This window comes from Neobacillus vireti, assembly GCF_036962465.1.
GTDB classification, from domain to species: Bacteria; Bacillota; Bacilli; order Bacillales; family Cytobacillaceae; genus Neobacillus; species Neobacillus vireti_B.
Map to the genome: position 1 here is coordinate 244836 of NZ_JBALNF010000025.1, position 13588 is coordinate 258423.

12 protein-coding genes and 1 pseudogene are annotated in these 13588 nt (G+C 41.8%); 3 read left to right on the forward strand and 10 right to left on the reverse strand.

Annotated elements, in window-relative coordinates; translation table 11 throughout:
* Positions 1-51 precede the first annotated feature (51 nt).
* Positions 52-570, reverse strand: a complete 519-nt coding sequence (locus V7077_RS11665; protein WP_335501594.1) for a mannonate dehydratase — start codon at positions 568-570, stop codon at positions 52-54.
* A 44-nt stretch (positions 571-614) separates the two neighbouring features.
* Between V7077_RS11665 and V7077_RS27720 the strand changes: the two genes are divergently transcribed.
* Together V7077_RS27720 and V7077_RS11670 are read left to right on the forward strand one after the other, a co-directional pair.
* Positions 615-743, forward strand: coding sequence for a hypothetical protein (locus V7077_RS27720; RefSeq protein WP_420489640.1), 129 nt, complete (start codon positions 615-617; stop codon positions 741-743).
* 56 nt (positions 744-799) lie between these two features.
* Positions 800-1363, forward strand: a pseudogene (locus V7077_RS11670) (substrate-binding domain-containing protein); the annotation flags it as partial.
* Positions 1364-1408: 45 nt separating this feature from the next.
* Here V7077_RS11670 and V7077_RS11675 read toward each other — a convergent pair.
* Positions 1409-2155, reverse strand: coding sequence for an RDD family protein (locus V7077_RS11675; RefSeq protein ID WP_335501596.1), 747 nt, complete (start codon positions 2153-2155; stop codon positions 1409-1411).
* 153 nt (positions 2156-2308) lie between these two features.
* Here V7077_RS11675 and V7077_RS11680 point away from each other — a divergent pair, with 153 nt between their 5' ends.
* Positions 2309-2623 (forward strand): DUF3892 domain-containing protein, encoded by a 315-nt coding sequence (locus V7077_RS11680; RefSeq protein ID WP_335501706.1) that lies wholly within the window; start codon positions 2309-2311, stop codon positions 2621-2623.
* Between the two features lie 39 nt (positions 2624-2662).
* Here V7077_RS11680 and leuD read toward each other — a convergent pair whose 3' ends face one another.
* The 8 genes from leuD to ilvD all read right to left on the reverse strand — a co-directional run bounded on the left by leuD (position 2663) and on the right by ilvD (position 13248).
* Positions 2663-3247, reverse strand: a complete 585-nt coding sequence (gene leuD, locus V7077_RS11685; RefSeq protein ID WP_335501598.1) for a 3-isopropylmalate dehydratase small subunit — start codon at positions 3245-3247, stop codon at positions 2663-2665.
* A 1-nt stretch (position 3248) separates the two neighbouring features.
* Positions 3249-4667, reverse strand: a complete 1419-nt coding sequence (gene leuC, locus V7077_RS11690) for a 3-isopropylmalate dehydratase large subunit (RefSeq protein ID WP_335501600.1) — start codon at positions 4665-4667, stop codon at positions 3249-3251.
* 90 nt (positions 4668-4757) lie between these two features.
* Complete coding sequence (gene leuB, locus V7077_RS11695) at positions 4758-5864, reverse strand: 3-isopropylmalate dehydrogenase (RefSeq protein ID WP_335501602.1); 1107 nt, start codon at positions 5862-5864, stop codon at positions 4758-4760.
* A 190-nt stretch (positions 5865-6054) separates the two neighbouring features.
* The gene (locus tag V7077_RS11700; protein WP_335501605.1) at positions 6055-7599 is read right to left on the reverse strand and encodes a 2-isopropylmalate synthase; all 1545 of its coding nucleotides are present in this window, start codon (positions 7597-7599) and stop codon (positions 6055-6057) included.
* Positions 7586-8617, reverse strand: a complete 1032-nt coding sequence (gene ilvC / locus V7077_RS11705; RefSeq protein ID WP_335501607.1) for a ketol-acid reductoisomerase — start codon at positions 8615-8617, stop codon at positions 7586-7588. The genes V7077_RS11700 and ilvC overlap by 14 nt, the downstream gene beginning before the upstream one ends.
* A 26-nt stretch (positions 8618-8643) precedes the next feature.
* Positions 8644-9165 (reverse strand): acetolactate synthase small subunit, encoded by a 522-nt coding sequence (ilvN, locus tag V7077_RS11710; protein WP_335501609.1) that lies wholly within the window; start codon positions 9163-9165, stop codon positions 8644-8646.
* Complete coding sequence (gene ilvB, locus V7077_RS11715) at positions 9162-10889, reverse strand: biosynthetic-type acetolactate synthase large subunit (RefSeq protein WP_335501611.1); 1728 nt, start codon at positions 10887-10889, stop codon at positions 9162-9164. Before ilvB ends, ilvN begins: the two co-directional genes overlap by 4 nt.
* Before the next feature lie 688 nt (positions 10890-11577).
* The gene (gene ilvD, locus V7077_RS11720; protein WP_335501613.1) at positions 11578-13248 is read right to left on the reverse strand and encodes a dihydroxy-acid dehydratase; all 1671 of its coding nucleotides are present in this window, start codon (positions 13246-13248) and stop codon (positions 11578-11580) included.
* Positions 13249-13588 lie beyond the last annotated feature (340 nt).

Here is a 13588-nt window from a genome sequence, read left to right on the forward strand (position 1 = left end):
TAAATCATTGATGCCACAAATCCACTTTCCATAAGGGCCCTATTAACGGCTTTACCCTTTAAATTCAACAAGTGCAGCAAGGAGTGCTTTAATGTATCCAACTGAGTAGGCATATCCGATGTTGTTGTAATTCCATTTGATGCAAGTGTTTGGCCAGCTCGGGTTATCTGCGATTTGGACTCCTTCAAGTATTGGCACATGGTCCGGATTTAAACAGCCGTCATATCCGACTTTATCTAACTCTAATAAAATCTTAAACATATTTAAATCTCCATCATCGAGGAGCGCTTCCTCAAACGCTTTAGTGGTAGGGAGACTGCCTCTCACATTTCGGAAATGAACTAAGAAAATCTTCCCCTTTCTTCCATAATGATTGATTTCATTGAGGACAAGCGGGCTCCCGCCCTCTTCAGCCCTTGTGCCAATACAGTAAATATAGCCAACGTTTTTACTTGGAAAAGCATCCATCAACCGATGGTAGCCAAGCCCGCCAAACAGTGTTTCAGGGTGCGGGGCATCAGATAGATGCATGCCGAGTAACACATTAGCATCTTCCGCCACTGGAACCATTTCACGATAGGCATCACAGAAGCGCTGCCGCTGTAACTTATCGGATTAATCAATTAGAAAAGGATTTAGACATTTCCATTCTAATTAGGGGGAATAAGGGAGTTCAATTCACGCTGCAGGGAGAATTTCTAGTCGAAAGTACAAAAAGGCTTATACACGACAGGATATCATGATTGAACAGGTTCAAAATCTAGCGGAAGATGTGCAAGGTACTTGAAGGCTTGGGGTCTCGAATAACTTTGCTATTTCAAAGTTCCCACCGATTATAGCCAGTTTTAACAAGACCTTCCCAAAGGTAAAAATCCAGCTTAAAACTGGTTTAGGAATCGAAATTATGAAATTGTTGGAAGAAGGGGACATCCATATTGGGATTGAAAGTGCGGGGCATAAATGGACCGAGCAGAAGGTATTAATTGATAAGAGTAAGATTTGCTTAATCTCTAAGGAGAAAATTACCTGGGAAGAGCTGCCTGGAAAAAACATAATCTATATTGCTACCCCAGCCATCAAAAAGGTGTTCACCAACTGGTGGCCTGTCATGTTTAAAACCGCGCCAGTTATCACGATGGAAACGGATTATGTTGAAACGTGTAAAAGGATGGTTATGAATGGATTAGGTGTAGCCTTTGTTCCAGGTTTTTGCTTAGAACCAACTGATCCAGTCCATATTCTCGAACTAGATGGAATGACAAATGAGGAATTTATCATGGAAAGCTGGATGAATTACCGGGAATCCACAGTAGCACTATCAGTGGTAAGAGAATTTATTCGATTCATAATGGACCGAATCTAAATAACCTTACTTAAGAATTTATAAGGGAGCGTCAATTTATTTATTCTATACAACAAAACCTGCAATAAACAAGGCCATGGGTAAGAAACATGCAAATAAGATCCGGGCAGTACTAACTTGTCCATATAATACGATGGTTTCAATTTCCCTATCCCAAGTCGATTTTCCATTCTTTTTAAGATCAAGGTATGAGAAATAAAAGCAAACTAAATTAATAATTGGTACACCAAAGCCCATTCCAGCGCCAGTTACATAAATACTTCTTTTTATGGCTGTTAAAAAGTCAAGTCGGTCTCCATTTATTTTATATAATCGAAGATTTAAAATAGCTTTACCTATGGTGTTTCCAAAGATTGAGAGGATGACAGCTTCTACTGAAATATAGAGAATCAGATTAAGAATAAAGATAAATAAACCAGATGATTCAAATAGAAACGATGGGGAAAAGATCGAGACAAAGGTAATAAGGAAGAAAGAAAATAACGATAAATCAAAAAATCTAGCCAGATAGCGGACAAAAGGTCTTCCAGTTGGATACGTATCCTTATGCAGTTCCCTCCAAGTGCCAGTTAAATTTACCGTTGAATCGGCAAGCTTATATTTAAAAGAGGATTCAGGAAGCAAATATAGACGATTAGCCATCTGCCAATCATCCAGATCCTTGTTCCAAATGTAAGTTTCAGCAGGTAAGATGCCCTGTTCAAATAGTTTCCGTAATTCAAAAAAACCAACAGGCCCTTGTTGTTGATGATCGCGGATGTAAAACCAAGCATTTTCTTTTGGTAATTCCATGTCATCACCCCTAATCAGGTAAATTATACCATGTCAGATTCCCAAAAGGATTTTAATCATTTTAAGTAATTTTGAAAACTTTTTGACACTTTTTTACTAAAGGATAAATTACAGAAAATGAAAAATACTAACAAATGTTCGGAGGTGGGAATGATGGAACAGAAGGACTTTCAAAAAATTTATGAAGAGTACAAGGCACAAGGAGAACAGCAGGCACACGTTGAGGCAGATCAAGGGAATAGTTCGGGAAAAGAGGAATTTGTTGCAGTTAGGAAAAATAATGATGGCGACATTATCGCGTTCAGAACCAGTTCTGGGCGGGAATTAGATTATCTAACGGCTTTAGATGAAGCGAAGGCAGGTAAACTCGCCCATGTAGATGTATTTCATAAATATGGCCGGGACATTATTCGGAGTGAGCCGGACGGCATTAAGGAGAACAATCTGGATCATCTGCCAGAATTTTAATAGGCAGAAAAAATGCGCTAGGGCAATGCCCAGCGCATTTTATTTGCTTGCAGCTTCATATTGCTTAATTTTATCCTCGTAAGTTAAAGTAACGCCAATTTCATCCCAGCCATTAAGCAGCATTTGCTTCGGGTATGGGGCGATATCGAAGGATAGCTCAAAACCTTCATTGTCGTATACTTTTTGTTCCTCAAGGTCTACTGTTAATGTATATTCAGTGGACTCTGCCTTTTTAATAATGGTCTGAACCTGATCCTCACTGGCTACAATTGCGAGTATACCATTTTTTACACAGTTGTTTTTAAAAATATCGGCATAACTGGGAGCAATAATGACTTTAAAGCCATAATCCTGAACTGCCCATGGGGCATGCTCACGAGATGAGCCACAGCCAAAATTCTCTCCGGCAACAATGATTGATGCGCCTTTATATTTCGGCTCATTCAATGAAAAATCAGGACGTGGATTCCCGTTGTCATCAAAACGCCAGTTATAAAATAGAAATTGGCCGAAACCACTGCGTTCTATCCGTTTTAAAAATTGCTTAGGGATAATCTGGTCAGTATCAATATTAGAACGATTTAGTGGATAAACAAGGCCTTGATGGACGCGTAACGGTTCCATTTTAAATTACCTCCTGTGCAGTAAATTGACGGACATCTACAAAATGACCAGCTACCGCTGCAGCAGCTGCCATCTCTGGACTTACAAGGTGGGTGCGGGCACCATTTCCTTGGCGTCCTTCAAAGTTACGGTTAGAGGTAGAAGCACAGCGTCCACCTGGAGGAACAATATCATCATTCATTGCAAGACACATACTGCAGCCAGCTTCACGCCATTCAAAACCAGCTTCGATAAACACCTGATCAATACCTTCTTTTTCAGCGACAAGTTTAATACTAAATGATCCTGGAACAACAATCGCTTTAACACCAGGATTTACTTTGCGGCCGCGAATAACTTCAGCAGCTTTACGTAAATCGCTTAATCTTGAATTTGTACAAGAACCAATAAATACGTGATCGATAACCACACTTGAAAGAGGCTGTCCAGCTTCAAGTCCCATATATTCAAGGGCACGATTAATTTCGTCTTTCTCACTTGGCTTATCGCTATCATCAGGGCTTGGTACGTTTGCTGTAACCGGGATACACATACCAGGGTTGGTTCCCCATGTAACTTGGGGTTCAACTTCAGCTGCATCTATTTCGACGACTGTATCATAGACTGCACCTTCATCGGTTGCTAGGGCACGCCATTTTGCGACAGCTTTCTCAAACTCTTCGCCTTGAGGGGCATGTCTGCGGCCGCGTAAATATTCAAAAGTAGTTTCATCCGGCGTAATTAATCCTGCTCTAGCACCAGCTTCAATCGACATGTTGCAGACTGTCATGCGCTCATCCATGGAAAGAGAGCGGATGGCTTCACCAGTGTATTCAATTACATAACCAGTGCCAAATTGAACACCAAATTTACCAATAATCGCTAGAATTAGATCCTTCGCGGTAACACCTGTCCCAAGTTTTCCGTTTACTTTTACATTAAGGGTCTTAGGTTTTGCCTGCCAAAGCGTTTGAGTTGCAAGAACATGTTCCACTTCGCTGGTTCCAATTCCAAAGGCAAGAGCCCCAAATGCACCGTGAGTAGAAGTATGACTATCGCCGCAGACAATCGTTTTACCAGGCTGTGTAAGACCAAGCTCTGGTCCGATAACGTGGACAATACCATTGTCGGGATGATGAATGTCAGCAAGTGTTACTCCGAATTCCTGACAATTTGTTTGTAAGGTATCGATCTGATTTTTTGAAACAGGGTCGTTAATAGTCAGCCTCTGACGGGTTGGTACGTTATGATCCATTGTTGCAAATGTAAGGTCAGGGCGGCGAACCTTGCGCCCGTTCATCCGTAAGCCCTCAAACGCTTGAGGGGAAGTTACCTCATGAACTAAATGTAAATCAATATATAGTAAATCTGGTTTTCCTTCTTCTTGATGAACGACATGTTGTTCCCAAATTTTTTGGATAATCGTTTTTGGCGTTTGCATAGCACACTTCCTCACGATAATAGATTTATTTTTTTAAGATAGAAAAATTGTGGGTAAACCATTAAGACAATGGTTTACCCCGTAATTGAATTAATAATAACAGCTGGCGATACACTTGGATGCATGCTGTGATTTAATATAATCAACAATCAATTTCGTCATTTCTGCGGTTCCTACTTGGCGTCCTTCTGAGATTTGAAGGTCCCCTGTATGGAATCCGGCATCGAGCACTGACTGAACAGCATCTTCAATCACTTTTGCTTCGGTATTTAAATCAAAGGAGTATCTTAACATCATGGCAGCTGATAAAATCATGGCAGCTGGATTGGCAATCCCTTTACCGGCAATATCAGGTGCCGAACCGTGAACCGGTTCGTACAGACCAACACCGTCTTCACGTAAGCTCGCCGAAGGGAGCATACCAATCGAGCCAGTTAAAACGGAAGCTTCATCACTTAAAATATCCCCAAATAGGTTCTCGGTCACAATTACATCAAACTGTGTTGGGTTTGTGATTAATTTCATTGCAGCTGCATCAACTAACAGATGTTCAACCACAACATCAGGATATTGAGCTTTTTTCTCCTCCACGACTTCACGCCACATCTTGCTGGATTCAAGGACGTTGGCCTTATCAACTGAAGTAAGATGACCGCGGCGCTGCTGGGCAGCCTGAAAGCCTTTATCTACAATTCGTTCAATTTCCTTACGAGTATAGGAAAGGGTGTCGACAACGGAGCTTCCATTATCACGCCGTTCACTTGGTGTACCAAAATAAAGCCCGCCTGTTAATTCACGTACAATGAGGAGATCGCTTCCTGACACCACTTCTTCTTTTAGAGGGGAGGCATGGAGCAGGTTCTTAAATCCTTTAATTGGCCTTAAATTTGCATATAAGTCCAGTGCCTTTCGGATACCTAGTAAACCACGTTCGGGGCGAAGATGAGAGGGATTTTGATCCCACTTGGGGCCGCCTACCGCTCCTAGTAAAACTGCATCTGCTTGTTTACAGGCATCTACTGTTGAATCCGGAAGGGGAGTGCCATACTGGTCAATGGCTGCTCCTCCGATTTCATGGGTTTCAAAGCTAAAACTGTGGTTAAATTCTTCCGCAATCGCATGTAACACATCTCTTGCAGAATTAATAACTTCCTTGCCAATCCCATCCCCGGGAAGTAAGACAATATGTTTTTTCATTAGAAGCAACCTCCTCATTTTTTTAGGTAATAAGTATATAATTATCCAGCTCCAGCACCCAGCGATTAGTGTACTTTGCCCATCTCCCTACGATAAGTAAACATTGAATCGCTGTTGTTCTTCGTGCTTTCTTTATCTCAGTCGATGGGCTCCAGTTCTGTCAATGCGCTAATGGGTGCTTCCGCTTTTCTCATATGGTTGCTGGTTCTTGAACGACGGCTGATTGGTTAAAAAATACGCGATTGACTGCATTTAAGAAAGACTTTGCTGAGGCTTCTAATACGTCCTGTGCAGATCCACGGCCCGAGAAAGAAGTTCCGTTAACAGTCATTTTTACATGGACTTCAGCAAGTGCATCACGTCCTTGACCGACAGAGCTTAGCCTGAAATCAGTCAAATGAATTTCTTCTGTAATGAGTGCCTCAAGAGTGTTCATCAATGCCTCAACACTTCCAGACCCCGTCCTTGCTGTTTCAACCCGGTTTCCATCTGGAGTCGTTAGCGCAACGGTTGCGGTAGGAAGGTTTGCGGAACCATACTGTACTTGGAAGGCGACCAATTCATATTTTTTCACATCGATCGTGGTAGTTTGAATATCAGTCAGAATGGTAAAAAGATCCTCATCTGTCACTTCTTTTTTACGATCAGTCAATTGTTTAAAGGCAGTAAATGCTTCAGCTAATTTTTCAGGAGATAGGGAATAGCCCATTTGCTCAATCTTATCTTTAAAAGCATGGCGGCCGGAATGTTTTCCCAAGACTAAATCATTGGATTTAACCCCGACTAATTCAGGGGTAATAATCTCATAAGTTAACGTATTTTTTAATACGCCGTCCTGATGGATTCCTGATTCATGTGCGAAGGCATTTCTTCCTACGACTGCTTTATTAGGCGGAACAATCATGCCTGTTAAACGGCTGACCAGATCGCTTGTGCGTTTGATTTCTTTTAATACTAGATTCGTAGTAAATGGATACTTATCTTTACGGATATTCAAGGCAACGGCAACCTCTTCTAAAGAGGCATTACCGGCACGTTCACCAATACCGTTAATAGTACCTTCTATTTGCGTTACGCCGTTTTCAATTGCCGCCAAAGAATTGGCAACAGCCATACCTAAATCATCATGACAATGACAGGAGAGGGCGGCTTTATGAATATTAGGTACATTTTCTCTGATGTAGCGGAACATCCGGCCATATTCTTCAGGTGTGGTATATCCTACCGTATCCGGAAGATTAATAACTGTTGCTCCGGCATCAATGACCTTGGTAATAATTTTAACTAGAAAATCCAGATCTGAGCGGGAGGCATCTTCTGCAGACCATTCAATCTGCGGGAATCTCTGTTTCGCATATCTAACCATGTCTACTGCAGTATTAACGACTTCCTCTGGAGTTTTCATCAGCTTATATTGCATATGGATAGGGGAGGTAGCAAGAAATACATGCAATCTTGGTTCGGCTGCATCTTTTAACGCATCCCACGCAATGTCAATGTCCGATTTAGTTGCACGTGCCAAGCCTGTAACAGATGAATTTTTAATCGTCTGAGCAATGGCTCTTACTGCGTCAAAATCGCCTTGAGAGGAAGCCGGAAAGCCGGCCTCCATAATGTCAACCCCAAACCGCTCTAGCTGTCTGGCAATTTCTAATTTCTCAAGCTGGTTTAAATTTACACCAGGTGACTGTTCTCCATCACGTAAGGTTGTATCAAAGATGTTAACGTGAACCATTTACCACCACTTCTTTCTTTGCATTTACTGGCTTTTTAATAAATGGCATTAATGCACGAAGCTCGCGGCCAACAACCTCGATTTGGTGGTTATTTTCTGCACGGTTAATTGCATTGAATTGTGGGCGGTTCGTTTGATTCTCTAAGATCCATCCCTGAGCAAATTTACCAGTTTGGATATCTTTTAGTACTTCTTTCATGCGTGCTTTAGTTTCTTCGTTAACTACACGTGGTCCAGAAACGAAATCTCCCCATTGTGCAGTGTCAGAGATAGAATAACGCATGTTTTCTAATCCACCTTCATATAAAAGGTCAACGATTAATTTCAACTCATGTAAACACTCGAAATAAGCTACTTCTGGCTGATAACCTGCTTCTACTAAGGTTTCGAAGCCAGCTTTGATTAGGGCAGTGGCACCACCGCAAAGAACCGCTTGTTCTCCGAATAAATCTGTTTCTGTCTCTTCTTGGAAAGAAGTTTCTAATACTCCGGCACGAGCAGAACCGATTCCTTTTGCATAAGCTAGTGCAACATCACGAGCTTGCCCAGTGTAGTCTTGGTAAACCGCATATAGCGCAGGAACTCCAGCACCTTCAGTGTAAGTACGGCGTACTAAATGTCCTGGGCCTTTTGGTGCTACTAAGAATACGTCAACATCAGCAGGAGGGACGATTTGGCTAAAATGAATGTTGAAGCCATGAGCGAAAACTAGAGCATTTCCTGCTTCAAGGTTTGCTTTGATGCTTTCTTCATATACTTTTGGCTGCATTTCATCTGGAAGAAGAACCATTACTACCTCTGCAGCTGCAGTTGCTTCTGCAACAGTGCGAACGTCTAATCCATCTTCAACTGCTTTATCCCAAGATTTTCCTTCACGTAAACCGACAACAACATCAAAGCCGCTTTCTTTTAAGTTTAGTGCGTGAGCATGACCTTGTGAGCCATATCCGATTATTGCGATTTTCTTTCCTTGTAAAACTGCCTCTTGAATATCTCCGTTATAAAGTACTTTTACCATTATGAATCATCCTCTCAAATATAGTGTTATTTTAATAGTGAATATGTTGCTAGTTCGTTTACTTGTGGCTGGTGCCCGCGTTGGAGGGCAGTCAGTCCGGTTCTGGCAATTTCTTTAATACCGTAAGGGCGGAGCATTTCAATCAGGGCATCAATTTTATCAGGACGACCTGTAATTTGAACAGCAAGACTATCCTTACTTACATCAATAATTAAGGCACGGAACGGATCAATAATCCCGTTGATTTCACTGCGCAAATGGCTGCTTGAAGCTACTTTAATTAAGGCCAGTTCACGAGCAACAATTGCCTTATCAGTAATATCAGAAACTTTTAAAACATCAATTTGCTTGTTTAATTGTTTCGTTACCTGTTCAAGACGTTGTTCGTCTTCCACTTCAACCACCAAGGTCATTTTTGAAATACCCTCAGTTTCGGATGGACCAACTGAAATGCTTTCAATATTGAACTGGCGTCTTTGCAAGAGGCCGGTGACCCGGTTTAAGACACCGCTCCGGTCTTGAACGGTTGCTGTTATGATCCGTTTCATGGTTTCACCCCTAACATTTCATGAATTCCTTTACCAGGGGCAATCATCGGGAATACCTTTTCTTGCTGAAGAACACGGCAATCAACTAATACCGGACCATTATGAGCAAATACTTCCGGTAAAACGGTAATTAATTCTTCCTGATTGTTCACCCGATAACCCTTAATCGAATAGCTGTCAGCCAGTTTGACAAAATCAGGCTGTGTATGAAGAATCGATTCAGAAATCCTGTTTCCGTGTAATAATTCCTGCCATTGGCGAACCATTCCTAGTGCACCGTTATTGACAATAATAATTTTTACCGGAAGATTTCTTTCATAAATAATCGATAATTCCTGTAGTGTCATTTGGAAGCCGCCATCACCCACAATCGCTACGACTGTACTATCCGGATCGGCGATTTGTGCGCCAATTGCAGCTGGGAAGCCAAAGCCCATTGTTCCAAGTCCACCTGAAGTAATCCAGCGATGCGGCTGTTTAAAGGTGTAATATTGTGCGGCCCACATTTGGTGCTGTCCGACATCAGTTGCGACAATGGCATTACCATTGGTTACTTTATGGACTGCTTCAATCACCCATTGCGGGCACATTCCATTCGGATCATGTTTATACCAAAGCGGATACTCCTGTTTGTTCTGGCTCAGTTTTTCCAGCCATTCAGCAGCTTTTGGTGATTCAATTTCCTGATTAAGCAGTTCGTTAAGTGCCTCTTTCGTATCAGAAACGATAGGAAGCTGTGTGGGAACATTTTTACCAATTTCAGCTGGATCGATGTCAATATGAGCAACCTTCGCAAATGGGGCGAAGTGTTTAAGATTTCCTGTTAGTCTGTCATCGAATCGGGCCCCGAAGTTGATAAGCAGGTCACACTCGTAAATAGCCATGTTAGCTGCATATGTTCCGTGCATTCCTCCCATTCCTAACGAAAGGGGATTATCTGCAGGAAAAGTACCAAGTCCAAGTAAAGTAGTGACTACTGGGATTTGATGTTTTTCCGCAAAAGCAGTTAATTCAGCTGATGCTCTTCCATGGAGAACACCGGCACCTGAAAGAATAACAGGCTTGATTGCCTTTGAAATAGATTCGGCAAGTTTTTTAATTTGTAATGGATTTGGCTTTGTTGTCGGCTGGTATCCAGGCAAATTAATGCTCGCTTCTTCAGGTTCTTCTGTTAAAAATCCGGCGGAGATATCTTTAGGGACATCGACTAAGACAGGCCCTGGCCTTCCGGTGGAAGCAATATGAAAGGCTTCCTTGACAATACGCGGTAGGTCTTTGATCGATTGTACCTGATAGTTATGTTTTGTAATCGGCGTAGTGATCGCCATAATATCCGCTTCTTGGAAGGCGTCTGTTCCGATGATGTTTCTTGCAACCTGCCCAGTGAAAATAACAAGTGGCAGAGAATCCATCATTGCATCGGTTATACCTGTTACAAGGTTGGTTGCTCCTGGTCCAGAAGTGGCAATGACGACTCCAGGTTTGCCGGTAACCCGGGCATACCCTTCAGCTGCATGGATCATTCCTTGTTCATGTCGGAAGAGAACATGCTTGATTCTATCCTGTGCGCGGTAAATGGCATCATATATTGGAAGCACTGCACCACCGGGATATCCAAACAGGGTTTCTACACCTTCTTCTTTCAGTAAGTCGATGAGAAGGTCTGCACCGGTTCTCGGCTCTGTAGTTGTTTGGACCTCAAGCTTTTTTGCTTCTACTTTCACGTCATAATCCCTCCTTAAGGGTATTTGAAAATTTGAAAAATTCACGGTAGAACGTTGTCTTTTATTTTGTTTGATGCTTGTTCTTATTTTGGAATAATCTCTATTTTGTAGAATCATATCTTATTTTTCTAGAATAATCTACAAAATTTATAGAATCTTTTAATAATTTGTAGAATTCAAAAGTAATTTGTAGAACCCAAATCCAGCCTACCATTTGATCTGCTTTACCATAGTAAAAAAGGCCTATTCTCCTCGAATTAACTGCAATCAAGAAAGCATAGCAGAATAATCGGGGAGAAAAGGCCTTTCATTTCTCGGTACCACCCGGTTTTTACAGTATCCTTACGAATACTGTCTTAGGAAGCGACAACTAAATAGAGCCGCTTCTTTTGGTAACAGGTGCTTAAAATACACCTGATTGAGCCTACTTTTAACCTATTTCAGCCCAACACTCAGGGATGATGTCAGAATAAGTTGTATTACTGGGCTTCCAGCAACCCCAGCTCTCTGAAAATACAAGTTCTTATTCCTTTATTCCCGTCATCGATTTAACTATTATTTTGTCAAATGATCTTCTCTTAACACTTCTAGTACCTTAGCTTCCTTAGGGAAGGGGAGGGGCACTAACTTTTCCCGTTTAGCTTGGTACCTCAGCGGTAAACCGCAGAACCAGTACGATTGCTAAACTTTATATTTTCATAATTCCGCCAGTATTGGCAGATGTAACAAGCTTTGCATATTTTGCTAGATAACCAGTTTTAATTTTCGGCTCAGGTTTTACCCATGCCGTACGTCTTTGAGAAAGTATTTCATCATCAACAACAAGTTCAATTGAACGAGCTTCAAGGTCGATTAAAATTTTGTCACCATTTTCAACAAGGGCGATTGGTCCGCCTTCTGCTGCTTCTGGTGAGATATGTCCGATTGAAATCCCGCGGCTTGCACCTGAGAAGCGGCCGTCTGTTATTAGGGCAACTTCTTTTCCTAAGCCCCGGCCCATAATGGCTGAGGTTGGAGCGAGCATTTCCGGCATTCCTGGTCCGCCTTTTGGTCCTTCATAGCGAATAACCACGACGTGTCCTGCCTTCACATTGCCGTTATTAATGTTTTCTTGAGCCTCTTCCTGGGAATCAAAGACAATCGCCTCACCCAAGAATGTTTTAATCGAAGGATCAACTGCACCAACCTTGATGACGGCACCATCTGGAGCAATGTTTCCATATAGGATGGATAGTCCACCAACTGGGCTATATGGATTATCTTTTGTCCGGATAACCGCTTCATTTGTGATTGTTGCTTCCTTCACATTTTCATGAAGAGTTTTTCCTGTAATAGTCAAGCAGTTATCGTGTAAGGCACCTTCCACTTTATAAAGCTCATTAATGATAGCACTAACGCCTCCGGCACGATGTACATCGTCCATAGAATAGTCAGATGCTGGCATAATCTTTGCTAGATAAGGGACTCTTTCCGCAATTTTGTTAATATCGCGAAGATCATAATCAATCCCGGCTTCATGGGCGATTGCTAATGTGTGTAACACGGTATTAGTGGAGCCGCCCATGGCCATATCTAGTGCAAAGGCATTATCGATGGCTTCTCGAGTAATGATGTCACGTGGTTTAATATCATTTTTAACTAATTCAATCAGATGTCTGGCAGCTTGCCTAATGAGTTCATGTCTTTCCTCGGATGTAGCAACCATTGTACCGTTACCAGGAACCGTCATTCCTAAAACTTCCATTAAACAGTTCATGGAGTTTGCTGTAAACATTCCGGAACAGGAGCCGCAGGTAGGACAAGCATTGGTTTCAATTTCAAGCAGCTGCTGTTGGCTGATTGTACCGTTGTGGTAAGCACCAACGCCTTCAAAAACTGAAGTAAGGGAAAGATTTTTTCCTGTTGATGGTGAAACGCCAGCTTCCATTGGACCTCCAGATACAAAAACAGATGGCACGTTTGTTCTTGCGGCAGCCATTAACATCCCTGGGGTGATTTTGTCACAGTTTGGGATATAAAAAACACCATCGAACCAGTGTGCGTTTATGACTGTTTCAGCACTGTCGGCGATAATTTCACGGCTGGGAAGGGAGTAGCGCATCCCAATATGACCCATCGCAATTCCATCATCAACGCCGATTGTATTAAACTCAAATGGAATACCACCGGCTTCCCGAATCGCCTCTTTCACAATTTCCCCGAAATGATTAAGATGTTTATGTCCTGGGATAATGTCAATATACGAGTTACAAACTCCGATAAATGGTTTTTCTAGATCACTCGTTTTTACCCCTGTTGCATATAATAAACTTCGGTGGGGAGCACGATCAATTCCCTTTTTAATCATATCGCTTCGCATTTTTTTAGCTCCTAACTGACAATAGCATGGTTTGCCCCTTCTGGGTAACAAGTCATTCCGTCGATTGTTACAAATCGTCTGTAAATGATTGATGATTTATTTTCGATAATCATACAACCAATTGAAAACATGGTCAATATAGAAATCTGACAATTCTAACAAATTAAATTAGCTGATAGCGTTTTCATCATTGGTCTGATAAGGAATTTGTAAATAAAAAATTTTTAAAAAATTTTTTATTCGTTACTAGTGAGTAGAGGAAATTCGGAGAAATTTCAGTAGTAAGTAGGGGAGAGGGGAATAAAAGACCAGTTGTAAACTACTATGCTGCCAGGTGAAA